Origin of the sequence: Nonomuraea sp. NPDC048916 (assembly GCF_040649575.1) — a bacterium.
GTDB lineage: Bacteria > Actinomycetota > Actinomycetes > Streptosporangiales > Streptosporangiaceae > Nonomuraea.
Window position 1 is genome coordinate 129,268 of record NZ_JBEZFS010000001.1, and the last position, 14,683, is coordinate 143,950.

The 14,683-nt window shown below is 66.6% G+C and carries 18 protein-coding genes, 2 tRNA genes and 1 pseudogene; 12 read left to right on the top strand and 9 right to left on the bottom strand.

The genetic code is table 11. From position 1 onward, the window contains the following. Positions 1–7 precede the first annotated feature (7 nt). From AB0C16_RS00645 to AB0C16_RS00680, 8 genes are all read right to left on the bottom strand, one after another. A complete protein-coding gene (locus tag AB0C16_RS00645) occupies positions 8–841 on the bottom strand; it encodes a hypothetical protein (RefSeq protein ID WP_357677343.1) in 834 nt (277 codons plus the stop codon). A gap of 161 nt (positions 842–1,002) precedes the next feature. Beyond that, a complete protein-coding gene (locus AB0C16_RS00650) occupies positions 1,003–1,431 on the bottom strand; it encodes a MaoC family dehydratase (protein ID WP_357677344.1) in 429 nt (142 codons plus the stop codon). Beyond that, positions 1,431–1,880, bottom strand: coding sequence for a MaoC family dehydratase N-terminal domain-containing protein (locus AB0C16_RS00655; RefSeq protein WP_357677346.1), 450 nt, complete (start codon positions 1,878–1,880; stop codon positions 1,431–1,433). The genes AB0C16_RS00650 and AB0C16_RS00655 overlap by 1 nt, the downstream gene beginning before the upstream one ends. A 223-nt stretch (positions 1,881–2,103) precedes the next feature. Continuing rightward, a complete protein-coding gene (gene rpmG / locus AB0C16_RS00660; RefSeq protein ID WP_019632658.1) occupies positions 2,104–2,268 on the bottom strand; it encodes a 50S ribosomal protein L33 in 165 nt (54 codons plus the stop codon). A 70-nt stretch (positions 2,269–2,338) separates the two neighbouring features. After that, positions 2,339–2,412: transfer RNA gene (locus AB0C16_RS00665), tRNA-Met, on the bottom strand. Positions 2,413–2,578: 166 nt separating this feature from the next. After that, positions 2,579–2,654 (bottom strand) — tRNA-Thr (locus AB0C16_RS00670). A gap of 67 nt (positions 2,655–2,721) precedes the next feature. Further along, positions 2,722–2,925, bottom strand: coding sequence for a transposase (locus AB0C16_RS00675; protein WP_357677348.1), 204 nt, complete (start codon positions 2,923–2,925; stop codon positions 2,722–2,724). Between the two features lie 94 nt (positions 2,926–3,019). Next, positions 3,020–3,547, bottom strand: a complete 528-nt coding sequence (locus AB0C16_RS00680) for a C40 family peptidase (RefSeq protein ID WP_357677350.1) — start codon at positions 3,545–3,547, stop codon at positions 3,020–3,022. 308 nt (positions 3,548–3,855) lie between these two features. Here AB0C16_RS00680 and AB0C16_RS00685 point away from each other — a divergent pair. Continuing rightward, a pseudogene (locus AB0C16_RS00685) lies at positions 3,856–3,987 on the top strand (ABC transporter); the annotation flags it as partial. 436 nt (positions 3,988–4,423) lie between these two features. Here the strand turns inward: AB0C16_RS00685 and AB0C16_RS00690 are convergent. Further along, complete coding sequence (locus AB0C16_RS00690; protein ID WP_357677352.1) at positions 4,424–5,725, bottom strand: hypothetical protein; 1,302 nt, start codon at positions 5,723–5,725, stop codon at positions 4,424–4,426. Positions 5,726–6,004: 279 nt separating this feature from the next. Here AB0C16_RS00690 and AB0C16_RS00695 point away from each other — a divergent pair, with 279 nt between their 5' ends. From AB0C16_RS00695 to AB0C16_RS00745, 11 genes are all read left to right on the top strand, one after another. After that, the gene (locus AB0C16_RS00695) at positions 6,005–6,796 is read left to right on the top strand and encodes an SAM-dependent methyltransferase (RefSeq protein ID WP_357677708.1); all 792 of its coding nucleotides are present in this window, start codon (positions 6,005–6,007) and stop codon (positions 6,794–6,796) included. After that, entirely contained in the window at positions 6,793–7,188 is a 396-nt protein-coding gene (locus AB0C16_RS00700) for a hypothetical protein (RefSeq protein ID WP_357677354.1), read from the top strand. Before AB0C16_RS00695 ends, AB0C16_RS00700 begins: the two co-directional genes overlap by 4 nt. A 632-nt stretch (positions 7,189–7,820) precedes the next feature. After that, positions 7,821–9,083 (top strand): hypothetical protein, encoded by a 1,263-nt coding sequence (locus AB0C16_RS00705; RefSeq protein ID WP_357677356.1) that lies wholly within the window; start codon positions 7,821–7,823, stop codon positions 9,081–9,083. Beyond that, entirely contained in the window at positions 9,076–9,342 is a 267-nt protein-coding gene (locus AB0C16_RS00710; protein WP_357677358.1) for an acyl carrier protein, read from the top strand. The genes AB0C16_RS00705 and AB0C16_RS00710 overlap by 8 nt, the downstream gene beginning before the upstream one ends. An 11-nt stretch (positions 9,343–9,353) precedes the next feature. Then, positions 9,354–10,556: an enoyl-[acyl-carrier-protein] reductase FabV gene (gene fabV / locus AB0C16_RS00715; RefSeq protein ID WP_357677360.1), complete on the top strand. Its 1,203-nt coding sequence runs from the start codon at positions 9,354–9,356 to the stop codon at positions 10,554–10,556. A gap of 65 nt (positions 10,557–10,621) precedes the next feature. Next, the gene (locus AB0C16_RS00720) at positions 10,622–11,155 is read left to right on the top strand and encodes a hypothetical protein (RefSeq protein WP_357677362.1); all 534 of its coding nucleotides are present in this window, start codon (positions 10,622–10,624) and stop codon (positions 11,153–11,155) included. 654 nt (positions 11,156–11,809) lie between these two features. Next, the gene (locus AB0C16_RS00725) at positions 11,810–12,223 is read left to right on the top strand and encodes a hypothetical protein (protein ID WP_357677364.1); all 414 of its coding nucleotides are present in this window, start codon (positions 11,810–11,812) and stop codon (positions 12,221–12,223) included. Then, complete coding sequence (locus tag AB0C16_RS00730; protein WP_357677366.1) at positions 12,223–12,582, top strand: hypothetical protein; 360 nt, start codon at positions 12,223–12,225, stop codon at positions 12,580–12,582. Before AB0C16_RS00725 ends, AB0C16_RS00730 begins: the two co-directional genes overlap by 1 nt. Continuing rightward, positions 12,579–13,313, top strand: coding sequence for a hypothetical protein (locus AB0C16_RS00735; protein ID WP_357677368.1), 735 nt, complete (start codon positions 12,579–12,581; stop codon positions 13,311–13,313). The genes AB0C16_RS00730 and AB0C16_RS00735 overlap by 4 nt, the downstream gene beginning before the upstream one ends. Beyond that, positions 13,310–14,023, top strand: a complete 714-nt coding sequence (locus tag AB0C16_RS00740) for an FtsK/SpoIIIE domain-containing protein (protein ID WP_357677370.1) — start codon at positions 13,310–13,312, stop codon at positions 14,021–14,023. The genes AB0C16_RS00735 and AB0C16_RS00740 overlap by 4 nt, the downstream gene beginning before the upstream one ends. Positions 14,024–14,115: 92 nt before the next feature. After that, a complete protein-coding gene (locus tag AB0C16_RS00745) occupies positions 14,116–14,535 on the top strand; it encodes a hypothetical protein (protein WP_357677372.1) in 420 nt (139 codons plus the stop codon). The last annotated feature ends 148 nt before the right edge of the window (positions 14,536–14,683 follow it).

Here is a 14,683-nt window from a genome sequence, read left to right on the forward strand (position 1 = left end):
GTGAGCCCTAGTGAGCCGGTGTGCGGCGCACCTGCAGCCGGTCGGGGGGCACGACCAGCTCGCCGCGCAGGGCGAGCGACAGCTCGAACCCGTCCCGGGCGTCCTCGGGAGAGGCGCCCAGCGCCGCCGGCCTTCGCACCGCCATCAGGTCGCCGCTCAGAGCGTCCACCCGGCCGGGCGCGGCCTCGCGCCAGTTGTCGCCGTCGCGCTCGAACCCCATCCATCCGGCGGCCACCGCGCCCTCGTGGACCGCCGCGACCAGCGGGGTGATCGCGTCGCCGTCCAGCGTCACGGAGGTCTCCATCAGCACGTGCACCTCTGACGTGTCGAGCCGCATCAGCTTCGCCCGGCTCTCGCCCCACGCCGCCGTGCCGTCGCGCCAGGCGGGCCGCTCGGCCACGTACCAGGCGGTGACGCGCTCCGGATGCAGGTCGGCCAGCTCGCGCAGCACCTGTCCGGCACCGTCCACGTCGCCCAGGTCGATGGCGAGGACGTAGGCGCCGGTCTGCTCGATGACCGACTCCACTGACCGGCGCACGTCGTCGGGCCGGCCGTCGACGAGCACGCCCACGGTGGTGGTGATCTCGGCGGTCTCCACCCGCTGCCGCTCGGTGTTGACGCCCAGGTCGTCGAGGCGGTTGGTGGCCAGGGACCCGTCCCAGACCCGCTGGGCGTGCAGAATGTCGTCGTCGGGCGCGCCGTGCTGGGCCGGGTCGCCCGAGAAGCCGAACTCGGCGGCCGGGTTGCCGCGCGCTCCACCGGCGGGCCTGGCCCTGCCCGTGCCCACACCGGTCGCGGCGCCGCCCGTGGAGTCACGGCCGGTGCCGCTGGCACCGGCCACGTCCTCGATTCGCGGGGGCCGCAGATGGCCCGGTGGTCCGTCGTCGGTCACCGCCGAGACCGGGACCGAACGAATCGTGGGCCATACCTTGACATGATGTGGGGTTTCAGTCATAAGGACACGCGTACCCTGGACCGGCGCGCCCTATCATCGGGGGCCGGTCAGGCGAGCCGCACCACGGCGCGTGCCCTCGACAGCACCCGGGCGTCGCCCGACCTGGCCGTCAGGGCGACGACCACGCGCTTGTCCTCCAGCTTCTCCTCGATCACACCGCTGACCGTGATCGTGGCCCCCTGGTCGTCGTCGGGCACGACCACCATCGACGAGAACCTCACCCCGTAGTCCACGACGGCGCCCGGGTCGCCGGCCCAGTCGGTGACGAACCGGCCGCCCTGCGCCATGGTGAACATCCCGTGCGCGATGACGTCGGGCAGGCCCACGGCCTTGGCGAACCGCTCGTTCCAGTGGATCTGGTTGAAGTCGCCGGAGGCGCCCGCGTACATCACCAGGTCGAGCCTGCGCACGTTGTAGTCGGCGGCCGGGATCTGCTGGCCGACCTGGACCTCGTCGTACTTCACCGTGGCTGTCATCAGGCCGCCCCTCCGCGCTCGACGATCGTGTTGTAGCTGACGCAGACCGGCTCACCGGCCACGGTCGTGATGTCGCTCCTGACGGTCAGCAGCTCGTTGCGGCCGGCGCTGCGGATGTCGGTGATCGTCGAGCTGGTGACCAGCTCGTCTCCCGCGTAGATCGGCCGGTGGTACTCGAACCGCTGCTCGCCGTGCACCACCATGGCGAAGTTGAGGCCGAGGTCGGGGTCGACCAGCGCCTCGCCGCCGCTCTGCAGGCTGAACGCGATGGGGAAGGTCGGCGGCGCGACCACGTCCGGATGTCCGGCGGCGCGGGCGGCCTCCTTGTCGCGGTAGATCGGGTTGTGATCACCGATCGCCGCGGCGAACTCCCTGATCTTCACCCGGCTGACCTCGTACGGGACATTGGACGAGTACGTCCGTCCAACGAAGTCACGGTTCAACGCCATCTGTGCTCCCTCGCAGGTCCGCCACCGTTGAGCCAGACGGTAACAGAACAAGGTTCGGCTGTCGCTCGGGGTTCCCGTGATTTTGCCCGCAGGAACCAGAGGAGCTCACAGCCGCCCACAGGCGAAGGTGTAGACACGACAAACCGGCGCCCTCGGTCGGGACGCCGGTTGTGCGATATGGGGCCAGGCAAGTGCTGCCCGGCGAGACCGCGCTCGGGAAGAGCTAGCGGGTCTCGCGGTGCGCGCGGTGGCAGCGGCAGTTGGGGCAGTACTTCTTCAGCTCAAGCCGATCCGGGTCGTTTCGCCGGTTCTTCCGCGTGATGTAGTTGCGGTGCTTGCACTCCTGGCAGGCCAGCGTGATCTTCGGCCTAACGTCGGTGGCAGCCACGTGGGAGTGCCTTTCTACGTTCGGGATTAGGACATGCCCCAACCCAGGTCGACGACCTGTGGAAGGGCAGTAGCGGAGGCCGGACTTGAACCGGCGACACAACGATTATGAGCCGTTTGCTCTGCCTGACTGAGCTACTCCGCCTTTGAGCCGGACGAAACCCCCGGCCCGTAAAGGATACCCGACCTGGGGAGCGCATACGAACTCCGCCTGGTCAGGTGAGGTGCTCCTAGTATGCCCCAAGAACACCCGACCGCTGAAATCAACAACAAGAGCCCCACCTGAGATTCCCGGTGAGGCTCGACCAAGCTGGAGCCCCCAAACGGAATCGAACCGTTGACCTTCTCCTTACCATGGAGACGCTCTGCCGACTGAGCTATAGGGGCCTGTCCGCGCTGCGGACAGGTGTAACCATACACGGGGTCCAGCCATGATGCGAACTTGTCGGGGCCGTCATCCGACGGCCTCGTACCCACGCTGCCGCGGCAGGTCGATCACCTCGCAGAGATCGGCGAGGTCGACATGGCGAGCCACCTCGGCGACCGAGACGCAGTCGGCGACGAGCCACCCGTGACGGCGCACGCGCAGCACCTGACGCCCCGCACGCCAGGCCGGAATCACCTCAAGGCCATCCGTGCCCACCCATCGCCTGTCCATAGCGGCACAGAGTAGCCCTCGGGTCTCTCAATTTTCGGGACATGACACGCGTTACAGCCATACCAAGACGGCCTCAGAGCCGACAGGGACGGCCTCAGAGCCGGTAGAAACCGACGAAGTCCCTGATCCGGCCGATCGGGTCGATCCGGACGACAGCTCCCGTCTCGGGTGCGTTGATCATCTTTCCGTCACCCAGGTAGATGCCGACGTGGTGGGTCTTGACGCGCTTCTTCGTGATTTTCCCGAAGAAGACAAGATCGCCGGGTCTGGCGGTACGGACCCGCCGCATCTTCCGTACATGGTCATCGGTGTTGCCCGGTCCCAGCACGTCCGCCCCGTGCGCCAGCGCGTACACCCACCGGGTGAAGCCCGAGCAGTCGAGCCCCAGGGTCCTGGCCGCGGGACAGGGCCTGATCTTCCCGGTGTAGCCCAGGCAGGTGCCCTTCGACGGCCCCGGCTCCTCGGCGTGCCCGCCGCCCCACGCGTAGACGATCCCGCGCTGCTCGATCGCGAACGCGATCCGCACGACCTCCGGTAAGACGTCCGGCCGGAACGGCACCGACGCCGTGGCGGTCATCAGGACGAGGACGGCCACCAGGGCCGGCCGGCGCCTCCCCGACACCCTGACTCCCCTCGCCGGGCCGAACTTCCCCTCCGATTCATCCTGCCTTATCGCATTAAAAGCCGCTCAGAAGGAGCCGTCTCGACCGTTCGCCGAAAAAGATTCGCGGACGCCGGATAACCGCATGTCAGCGGCCCTGAAAACGCCCTGACGCGGCCGCCGCCCACGTGGCCGTTTCCGCAGGTCAGAGTCGTATATGAACGTCACATTCGCGTTTGCCAATCCGGTTTCCGCGGCTCAAGATGAATTCCGATCCTCAACCGCCCCCCGACCTGGGGTTTCTTCGCCATGCCCGGAGGAGCACGACCATGATCCACGCCCGGGGACTGACCCGAGTGTTCAAGGTGAAAAAACAGACCGTCGAAGCCGTCCGCGGCATCGACCTCGACGTCGAGACCGGACAGCTGGTCGCCTTCCTGGGCCCGAACGGCGCGGGCAAGCCCATTAGCGGTCTGGGGCGCTTGCGGTTTGGTAACGATGCGTCGGGCCGTTTGGTGGCTCCCACCTGCGAGAGTGTGGGATCCGTGGCGCGGACGTGAGGGGGTGGACGAATCGTTGCGGTGGTGCTGACTTCATGGGGCAAGATCGCAAAAGGGGGGCATCACAATTGTCCGCCAATTGGGGAGGGGCTGCGCCCCTGCCCCCATACTTCCCTCCCCGCCCCCCTTTTGCGATCTTGGAGGGGTCCCCATGAAGTTGGCTCCGAAACGATTCGGTAGGCCCCGCCTGCTTCGCAGTGCTGTGCCCGTGCGGGTCTACGGTGGGCCCAGCGGGCCGAAGGCACGCAGTGTGGTGGCCAACCCGAGGGGGTTCCCAAAGAGCTTTAAGCACCTCAAACACGGAACAATCTCGTCTTCTGGAAGAAAGAGACGTGATCTATACCGGATCGGTGCCCCGTTGGACTGCTAGGAGTTGTCGAAGGTCGGCAGCAGAGTCAACCAACGTAGACGTTGCGACAGCGCGGGACTTCTCGATGCGGTCGATGATGCGCCGCAACAGATTTGTGGTGCGCGCTGATCCAACTTCCCCTACTTGCGGTATCACGTCGTTGATGATGGTGCGTTCGGCGTCCTCCCAAGCGTGGACGTGTACCAGCGAATCCAGGAAATGGACATGGTCGTTGTAGCGTGACCTGCGAGACGATGACTTGAGATCGGTTGCCTCTTTGAACAGCGGGACAGCATTATGCCATTCTCCGAGCTCGGCATGAGCCGTAGCTTTGTGCCAAATAACCTCCGCCTCGTTTACCCACCAAGTCCATTTCGGGTCGCGAGCGGTGATGCTGCCAGTGAGTGCTGAGCGCGCCTTGTCGAGAGTGCGGAGGGCTCGTTCGCGCTCCCCGTATTGGGCCAGTGCGCGGCCTCGCCGTATGTCGAACAAGGCCACGACCCGTGGCGGTATGGTTCTGTCATCTAGGGCATTGTCGGCGATTCTCATTGCCTCACGAGGGCGACGAAGATAGAGCGATTGCATCGCTAAGTGGGTTAGCTCGAAGAGTTCCATCTCGCGATCGCCTGCAAGTCGAGACAAGAAAAGTGCCTCATGGATGATCTGGCGAGAAAGTGATTGACGGTCGGCATCGTAGGCCAACCATGCGGCTACTTCGCCTGCTTCTCCTGTTGCCGCTTCTAGATCCCGCTGGATTGCAGGGCGGAGAGATGCATCACCTATTTTTCCGTGCGCTGCTCTGAAGATTCTTACAGCCAAGGGCAGTATATCGTTTCCTCCGCACAGTCCATCGATGGCTACGAAGTGCTGGTTACTCTCCCTGATTGCCTGGACATAGTCCGCATCGACTCGGCTAGCGCTGTTCGCCTTTTCGGCAGAGAGAATTAGCCCTTCTTCATCGCCGGGAGGATCGCACGCAGCGATGACGGCAACCTCCGCAACCTGTGGCGCGTTCGTTTCGCCCGGCATTTCGGCGAAGAGTTCAACCTCGGTCATACCAAATACGCGGCAATAGAGCGTGCGATAGGGGTCTCGGGGTTGGTGCTTACCGGCTTCGTAGTCGCGGATTCGGCGGACTATGGAGGGTCTTGCCGGGAGGCTGTCGTGCAGGCGCGTGTTGTGGCCTGCTGCCTTCTCCAGCGCTTGGGCCAGGTCGTCCTGTGACCACAATCGGCTGCGTCGTTCGTTGCGTAGCCGTTCAGCCCATGCGGTGCGACGATCCTTAGCCACGTACTCACCTCTCTATGTACTGGCCGGATGTCCTCTCACTGTCCTCTAGTGTCCTCTAGACGCAGGCTGCGTGGACAGACTTCCAAGAGGTGAGATGGAGGACCTAGGGCGATGACGCCGAAATAGCGGGAGCCGCAGGCGCTGAGTACGCCGTACGGCTCCCTCGATCAGGAAACGAGGTCCTGATCTATGGCACAGGATACGGCCAAATCGGTACCGGCGAACGATGGCCGGAGCGATCAGAGCGAGGCTGCGTCGATCGTGCGGGTTCCTCCCGTTATGGACACGCAGAGGCCGAATGTGGCGCGGATGTACAACTGGTTCCTGGGTGATCCGGGGCTGGGCGGCAAGGACACCTCGGAGGTTGACCGGGAGGCGGCGTCGCAGGCTTTGGCGAGGAATCCCAAAGCGCGGGATTACGCCATCGCGAACCGGGAGTTCCTGGGGCGTGCGGTGGGCTACCTGGCCGGTGAGGCGGGGATCGATCAGTTCCTCGACCTGGGCACGGGTTATCCGAACATGGGTAACGTGCACGAGGTGGCGCGGCGGTTTCAGCCGGAGGCGCGCACGGTGTATGTGGATTATGACCCGGTGGTGGCGTGTCATGGTCGGGCGCTGCTCGCGGTTGACGAGCATACGCACATGCTGGAACTGGACATGCGGGCTCCGGAGAAGATCGTGAACGCGTGCCGGAACGGGTCTTTGCTGGACCTGTCGCGTCCGGTGGGGGTGTTGGCGGTAGCGGTGTTGCACTTCATCGCACGCGAGGAGGAGCCGTATCGGATTCTCAGGACGGTGATGGATGCGCTGGCGCCGGGTTCGTACCTGGTGGTGACGCATGTGTTGAGCGCTGCGGAGACGATCGCGGCGGCTGGTGCTTACGCCAGTACCTCCGCGCCGGTGACGTTGCGGTCTCAACCGGCGATTGAGCGGTTCTTCTCCTTCGTGGGTGCGCGGCTGGTGGAGCCGGGGGTAGTCCGGGTGCCGTTGTGGCGTGCGGATGAGCGGACGAGCTTTCGCGATGAGGTCGCGGCGATGCATCTGGTGGGCGGGGTGGGGGTGCGGTCATGAACGGGCGGTCAGGGATGCGTGGTTCGCCTGCCGGGGTGATCGCGGGCCGGTTGCGGCGGGCGCTGGAGGACTTCGGCATCACGGGTGATGTCGTGGAGGGGTATGGGCTGGCGCTGGTGTCGGTGCGGCCTGATCTGGTCGTCTGGTGCGAGTGCGGGCCGCAGGGATGGCATTTCCGGTGGTGGAGCGGTCGGGTTGTGGCCGGGAGCAGGCGGTGGGAGTGGGAGAGGTGCCCGGCTGGTGCGGGCCCGACGGCGGCGCGGCGGATCGCTGGCCGCTACCTGGAGGCTCATCCCGGCGGCGGTCAGTTCATCAAGGCCGGTGCCCCGTTGGTCGCGGGTGGTGGCCGTCATGCCGGGGGCGAGGAGCAGAGCGGGCGGGCGAGCACGTGAAGGGCAACGGACCCGCGAGGCAAGATCGCGATGGGCCGGGCACAGTGGTGAGTTTGGAGGCGTTGAAGGCATCCTTCGAGTCGTGGGATGTCTGGAAGGGCTGTCACGAGTGGTGGGCGGCTCGCCGGTGTCGGCTGCCTTGTCCTGATCCGGAGGCGCACGGGTCGTGGCACATTGTGCGTGATGCCACGCTGGGTGGTCTGGCCGCGAAGATAGCAGCCTCGCAGGCTCGCAGCTTGGGGGGCGGCTCTCCTTAGTTTGGTGTGGTGACGCGGCGGGTGTCGGCTTGCCGTGTCGTCATGCCGTGAAGATCGGCACGACAGCGCGACCAGCACTGTCTGGTTTCCTCGGCTTGTTTCGGGTGCCGGGGGGCTTGGGTGGCGCGGGAACCCCCCGCTCTGTCGTGCCGTACAACGTGGGCCGGGTGTTGGGTCGGCTCACGCGTGCCGTCCCCCGTTGACCGTGGAACGGTTGCCGGGTGGCTGAGTCTGCGGGGTTGGGATACCGCTCGTGCCTGACGGTGTGTCCAACGTGGTCCATGCCCGTGGCCATTGACCCGGGGCTGTGGCTGCTCGGACAGATGCGCGGTCACGGGGGACGGCAGTGGGGAAACGGGGCACCACCGACAAGTCATGGCAGGCCAGAGAGCCGCGCGGTTCTCGATGGGCCGGGATGGGTGGACGATGATTAAAGAGGGCACAGCAACCTACGTGGACGGGCGTGGACCCGTCATACCGTTCACCGGAAAGTACGCGGTGAAGACCTCAGCGGTCTTTGACCTCATCCGTGCCGGGTGGGATGGAGCGGGGCTTGTCGATGCTCCCTACCGTCCGCTACGGATCGAGTTCGAGCTGACGACCAAGTGCAATGACACCTGCGCGAGCTGCGGTATGGGTGCGTTGTCCCTGCAAGCGGGGCGGTCGCTGTCTGATAGGCAGCTCGATCATTTGGTGTCGGAGTTCGCGAGTGTCGGCCTGCCGAGCGTGGCCATCACGGGTGGTGAACCGTTCGTGGCCATGCGGGCGCTGCTGCGGTTCATGGCTCAAGCGCGGGGCACGGTGGACGTTTCGAAGCTCACCACGAACGGCGTGTGGGGGTCGCAGAAGCGGTGCGGTCCGACCTTTGATCAGCTCGTCGCGCATGGGCTGCTGGACAACCGGCTGTTCGTGCCGCTGCTCATGGTGTCGATCGGGGAGCAGACAACGCCGTTGGATCGTGTGTGCCGGATCATCCATCATGCGGTCACGGAGTTCAGCGATCACGAGCTGAACATCGCGGTGTCCAGCCTGGCCGATCCGAGCACGCGTGAGCACAGGATCTATCCGGTGATGCGGCTGTATGCGGAGACTTACGGGGACTTCCCGCATGACCGGGTCCATTCGACGATGCGCGTCTACCTGCCCAACGAACGTCTTGATGATCAGGCGGCGATCCACCGCCCTGGCCGGACCTCGGTGGCCAGATGGATGGATCACTGCTACGACTGTTTCGCCCCCACCGTGGGCGCGTACGTGTTGCCTACCGCTCTCCTCAAGGCGTCGGGCGACTTGTACGCCTGTGCGGCGTTCAACGTCCCGGAGAAGCTGGGTTTCGGCAATCTGTTTCGTGAGCCGCTGCGTGACATCCTGGCTCGCACCAACCGGTCGGCTTACGTCGCCACCGTCCGGGCCGGTGGCGGTCTCAAGGCCCTGCATGACATCATCCCGCGCGCCGAGAGTGAGCAGATGACGTGCGGGAGCTTCTGCGGCTCCTGTGCGTTGCTGATCGACGCGTTCGAGAGGAAGACGGGCGGAGAGGGAACGGCGGGGGGTACGGAGCCGCCGATGGTGAGCGTTGACGCCTTATGGTCTCGATTCCCCGCCAAACGCCCGAGTGGGGACAAGGCGCGTGGATGAGTCCGGCTCCAGCATCGCGGCGGTAATCTCTGGCGTCGTGGCACAGGTCACCGGGGGCGAGCCACCGCATGAAGACACACACGCGAAGCGGCTGGATGATCTCGGGGTCGATAGCCTCGCCTTGCTGGTCGTGGTCGAAATCCTGGAGGAGCGGTTCCGGGTGACGATCCCGGACGAGGACACCGGGCAGGTACGAACCCTGGGTGAGTTGGTGGCGGTCCTCCAACGCCTCACAGGCTCCGAGCAATCCCTGACGTAGAAAGGCACACGATGACCGCACGACTCATTCAGCCGACCGGGCGGGGTTTCCTGCTGTTCGACAGCCACCCTGAGGGATGTGCTCGCATCGTCACGGACATGGCGGCTCACATCTCGCCCGTGACACGGCCGGACGGAGGAGAACGCCCGGTCGCTCTGGTCATCGGGTCCAGTGCGGGCTACGGGCTGGCCGCAGCAGTCGCCGCAATCGCGCGCTATGGGGTTCAGGGCGTGGGCCTGTGCTTCGAGCGGGCACCGACTGAGCGTCGGACGGGAACAGCGGGCTGGTATCGAACGATCGCCACAGCGACGCTCGCGAAGGAGGCCGGAAGTGATCTCACGTTCGTCAACGGGGACGCTTTTGCCGACGCCACCAAGGAAAGCGTCCTCGATCTGATCGCCAAGCGCTTCGGGGGCATCGACTACCTGATCTACAGCGTTGCCGCGCCACGCCGCGCCGATCCGGTTACGGGGACGGTCCACCAGTCGGTGATTCAGCCGATCGGAGCCGAGCACGTGACCAAGACGCTCGAATTCGACCCCGATGGAACATCGCGACTGCGAGAGATCAGCGTCCCACCCGCCACCGACAAGGAGACGGCGGACACGGTCAAGGTGATGGGCGGCGAGGACTGGTTCCGCTGGGTGGAGGCGCTGGGCTCGCGCGGTCTGGTCCGGCCGGGATTCACCACCGTTGCCCTGTCCTACATCGGTTCGCATCTCACGTCGGCTATTTATCGGCTGGGCACGATCGGAGCGGCGAAACTGCATCTGGAGGACACGGCCGCCGCCCTCGGCGACATGCTGCGCGGTCATGGCGGGCGCGCACTTACCTCGGTCAACGGTGCGGCGGTCACTCAAGCGTCAACGGCCATCCCCGGTAACGCGCTGTACGTCAGCCTGCTTCGCGGTGTCCTCGGCGACGGGATGCGTTCACCGCTCCAACAGTCCATCGACCTGTGGGACCAGCTCACCGGCACGGCTCCCCTCGACACTGACGAACGGGGCCGTATCCGCCTTGACCGCTGGGAGCTGGACGACCAGGTCCAAGAGTCGGTCACCGAACGGTGGAAGGCGGCCACCTCCGACACCATCGGCACCCTGGCTGCAACTGATTGGTTCCGGGATGAGGTAAGGCGGCTGTACGGCTTCGACGTGCCCGGCGTGGACTACTCGCGCCCGTGCGAGCCGGACCTCCCCTGGCCTGCCAGCTAACGCCACACAGGGCCTTGCTCGTAAACGGCGCATGCGGGCCGATCTCTCGGAGGACAGGAGGACCCGTGATCTTCAAGGACCGCGTCCAGCAGTGCGAGGAGTACATCCGCCGCCCCCGCCGTCCCTACGCAGAGCGAAAGGCGCGCTATCAGGCGGCGGCTGATCGGCTCTATCTGGGGGGACTGTCCAACCGAGACATCTTGGTGGACGTGGGAGCCGGACTCACCGAGCTGGACGTATGCCTGAGAGTCGAGCATGGTTGGCGCGGCAGGTACGTTCCCGTAGACGGATGGCTGGACGGCGTTGATCTGAACGTCTGGGAGCCGGGCCGTGAATTCGACTGGTTCGCAGCATTGGAGATCCTGGAACACCTCAAGGACCCGGCCCGCCTGGTGGGGGCACTCCAGAAGCACGCCACACGCGGACTGGTAGTCACCACACCCAATCCGGAGGTCTGGGATGTCCTGGCCATGGATTCGACTCATGTCACACCGATCAGTCGCTACACGCTTGAGGAGTGGGGTTTCCAAACCACGCTCCACGCCTTCTACGGCAAGTACCAGGACGGGATCACCGGCTTGTGGCTTCGGGAATCCTAAGTAGCGCAAGCGGTGATGCGGGCCTGCATGAGGTCGGGAGCGTCGGGGCCGGCGGAATGCCGTAGGCACCCCGTAGGGGCGACCGTAAGGGAGTTCGGCCGGCGCTGACGCGGCGGACAGATGACCGCGAGTAAGACGTGTCCCGAAGATCGTGACCCCCGGTGCGGATGTCGTGCCGGGGGTCCGTCGCGTCTGCGGGCAGGCGGCTGGGCGGAGGTGACGGCGGGAAGGTGGACGGGCGGGTAGGGCCGTGCGGTGGTGCGGCGAGCGCTGCCGTCCGGGGGCGGGGCGGGGCGAGCACGGCGCGCAGCGCCGCGCGCAGTCCCCGTCTTCCGGCCCCGGACGGCGCGTGATGCCGGGCGGCGGAGGGTGGCCCGCTGGCCGCTGGGTGGTCCAACCTCCACGCATGATCACTTCCGCGGGATGGTGTCCGTCCGGCCGGGGCCGGGCGGCTTGATCTAGTAGGGAAACTCATCACACGGTGCGCCGGGTGCACCGTGGGCGCGGGTGCGGCATTAGCACGCGCCGGGGGATTGCGCACGGAGGTATGCCGGGCGGGCATCGCATTGAACTATTCGAACACGTATTCGAGTACAGCCTGACATCGTGGGAGTGACCAGAAGGGACGCTCCCCGGCGATGGGAGGTAGAGCGGATGCGATTTCCGATCGATACCAGTCAGCTCGGGTTCACGGTGACCTCGCCCCCGATGGCGGCGAAGGACTTCGCCACGAAAAAGGTCAAGGTGACCGAGGACGGTCAGCCGGTCATGGTGGTGAAGGTGCTGGCGATGGACGGCAGCGACTCAACCACGATCAAGTTCAACCTGCCGGGCGAACAGCATCACCTGGTGCCGGGTATGGCGGTGCGGGTGGAAGGTCTCGCCTACGGCATGGCCAAGGAGGGTGAGGTCCGGTGGTGGAGCGCGACGGCGGTCGTGCCGCTGCACGGGGCCAACGGTCCGGCCAGGCGCAACCCGCACGGGTCGGGGGCTCCGGTCGCCTCTGCGGCTGGCGCTGCGGGTGGGGCGGCTCGGCACTCGGGGCGTGCTGGCGAGGGTGAGGGGTAATGGATCTCCTCATCGGTCCGGCCGGTACCCGGGTGCATACCTGGCGGGTGCCGCACGGCTGGCCGCTGCTGAGCTTCACCAGCGTCACGGGTCGGCTCGTGGTGGTCCGGGTGGATCACCTGTCGCCGGGGGTGGCGCGATGGTTCGCGGCCACGCTGGCGCAGGCATCGGCGGCGTTCGCCCGTGAGGTGGACGGCTGCGCGGAGATCGCGGCGGCTGAGTCGGGCTGGTTGCGGTGCTCCGGTGTGGTGGACCTGTCCGGGGCCCTGCCGGTGGAGCTGGGCGACCCGCCCGGGGTGGCGGCGGTGCCGTCGCTGGCGCACCGGCCTCCGACACCGGACGGCGGGGGGCTGTCATGAGCGGGCTGTTCGGGCCGCAGGTTCCCGGGCGTCCCTCGGGCCTGCCGCCTGCGCTGGAGACACCGGTGGTGCCGATCCGGGCACAGTCCACGCCCGGTTCCCGGCTGACGGTCTACCTGCTGCGTCCGGCGTGGCTGGCGCGGCGTGAGCTGGCGCTGGCTGTGGCCGTGGTCGGCGTGGTGGGTGGTGGCTGGCTGCTCGGCGGGTGGCCGTTGGCCGTGATGGTGGCGGTCACGCTGGCGTGCCTGCTGGCCGTGCCCGGGGTGCGGCGCTGGCTGGCCGGTGTGCTGTGGTGGGCGCGGGTGGTCCGGCGCTGGGACACGGCGTGCCGGTTCGCGGGCCTGGCCACGCACAATGACCGGGTACCCCGGGTGATGGGGGCGCGGCGGACACCGGCGGGTGAACGGCTGCGGGTGCGGCTGGCGAAGGGTGGCGCGGCGGTGGATGTGGCCGATCGCGCGCCGTGGCTGGCCTCATCGCTGGAAGCCTCCCGGGTGGAGGTGGAGGCCGATGAGGTCAACGCCCGCTATGCGGAGGTGGAGATCATCCGCCGTGATCCGCTCGACGGCTTCGGGGTGCTGACCTGGCCGTGGGCCCCGGCTGCGCAAGAGGGCTGGGTGGCAAGCGTCTGGGACCCGATCCCCGTGGGGCTCGGTGAGGCGGGCGAGATGGTCACAGTTGGGCTGCTGAGCAACGCCAGCACGGAGATCGAACGGGGGTCTGAGCGGTGAGCGTGCATGTGCTCATCGGGGGTGCCCCGGAGTCGGGTAAGTCGGTGGCGCTGCAAACGCTGACGGCGGGCCTGATGCTGGACCCTGCCACGCAAGGGCTGATGATCGACGGCAAGCACGGGGTGGAGCTGGCCGCCTGGGAGAAGGTGGCGCACGGCGGGGTGCGTAGCGACATCGACACGGCGACCGAGGGGTTGGAGTGGGCGCGCAATCGGATGGATGAGCGCTACGCCTACCTCAGTTCGACGGGCACACGGAAGATCACGCGCGGGATGGGCTTCGGGCTGCTGGCCGTAGTGATCGATGAGCTGTCCGCGTTCACCCTGTACCCGGACAAGAAGAAGCGTGAGGCGTTCTTGGTGCCGCTGCATGATCTCGGCGCGCGGGGCCGGGCGGCGGCGGTGCGAGTCCTGGCCGCGACGCAGAAGCCCGGTAGCGATGTGGTGCCGACCTACATCCGGGATCTGTTCGACGTCCGGTGGGCGCTGCGCTGCACGACCAAGGATGCCTCCGACACGGTGCTGGGCTCCGGCTGGGCCGCGCGTGGCATCGACGCCTCCACCATCCCCCTGGGCGCGGCCGGGGTCGGCTACCTGCTGGCCGGTGCCTCCGGGCCGGTCCGCCACAAGGCGTTCCACCTGTCCGATGAGCAACTGTCGGACCTGGCGGCGTACGCGGCCGACCTGCGCGCCACCACCAACTGGAGGTAGCGGCCGGCACATGTGCCAACCCTCCTACCTGCACAAACACGCGCCATTCGAGTTTCGCATGAGATCAACCCAACACACGAAGGAGAACCATCATGTTCAAGACGACCACGCTGTTCGCCGCGTCCGTCATCGCCGCTCTCGTGGCCGTGACGCCCACGCTCGCCTCCTCGGCGAACGCCACCAGCACGACGCAGACGGCGGTGCAGAGCGCGACGCAGACGGCTGGGCAGAGCACGGCGCAGACGTCGGCGTCGGCGTGTCGCAAACTCCAGGTGACCGGAGGCAGGATCGCCATCCGCGACTTCCCGTTCACCAACGGGCTGATCGTGCGCGCGGTGCCGCGCGGGACCATCCTCACCTCATGTGAGTTCGTGGCCGGGAACGGCTCCAACAGTTACCCGCCCAAGTGCGGTCGGCGAGGAACGAGCTGGTACAAGGTCGCCTCCGGGCGGCTGACCATCACCGGGAGCCCGTTCGGGTACGTCGCGGCTACCTGCGTGCGGGTGCTCTGAGGCGGTCGTGAGGTGAGCCGGTGAGCTGCCCGGAGGATCATTACCGGCCGGGCAGCTTTCCGGAAAGGGCTATTACCTGCGGAAATACCGCTCACGATCGAACCAAATGGGTGCTCGGTGCGTACAACCGGTATCTGACACGCCTCCT

Bases quoted from the DNA above. Each gene is read 5' to 3' on its own strand.
- AB0C16_RS00650 (WP_357677344.1), bottom strand. From the start codon at position 1,431: ATGACAGCCACGGTGAAGTACGACGAGGTCCAGGTCGGCCAGCAGATC.
- AB0C16_RS00700 (WP_357677354.1), top strand. From the start codon at position 6,793: ATGAACGGGCGGTCAGGGATGCGTGGTTCGCCTGCCGGGGTGATCGCG.
- fabV (WP_357677360.1), top strand. From the start codon at position 9,354: ATGACCGCACGACTCATTCAGCCGACCGGGCGGGGTTTCCTGCTGTTC.
- AB0C16_RS00675 (WP_357677348.1), bottom strand. From the start codon at position 2,925: ATGGACAGGCGATGGGTGGGCACGGATGGCCTTGAGGTGATTCCGGCC.
- AB0C16_RS00735 (WP_357677368.1), top strand. From the start codon at position 12,579: ATGAGCGGGCTGTTCGGGCCGCAGGTTCCCGGGCGTCCCTCGGGCCTG.
- AB0C16_RS00655 (WP_357677346.1), bottom strand. From the start codon at position 1,880: ATGGCGTTGAACCGTGACTTCGTTGGACGGACGTACTCGTCCAATGTC.
- AB0C16_RS00725 (WP_357677364.1), top strand. From the start codon at position 11,810: ATGCGATTTCCGATCGATACCAGTCAGCTCGGGTTCACGGTGACCTCG.
- AB0C16_RS00730 (WP_357677366.1), top strand. From the start codon at position 12,223: ATGGATCTCCTCATCGGTCCGGCCGGTACCCGGGTGCATACCTGGCGG.
- AB0C16_RS00695 (WP_357677708.1), top strand. From the start codon at position 6,005: ATGGACACGCAGAGGCCGAATGTGGCGCGGATGTACAACTGGTTCCTG.
- AB0C16_RS00705 (WP_357677356.1), top strand. From the start codon at position 7,821: ATGGCAGGCCAGAGAGCCGCGCGGTTCTCGATGGGCCGGGATGGGTGG.
- AB0C16_RS00745 (WP_357677372.1), top strand. From the start codon at position 14,116: ATGTTCAAGACGACCACGCTGTTCGCCGCGTCCGTCATCGCCGCTCTC.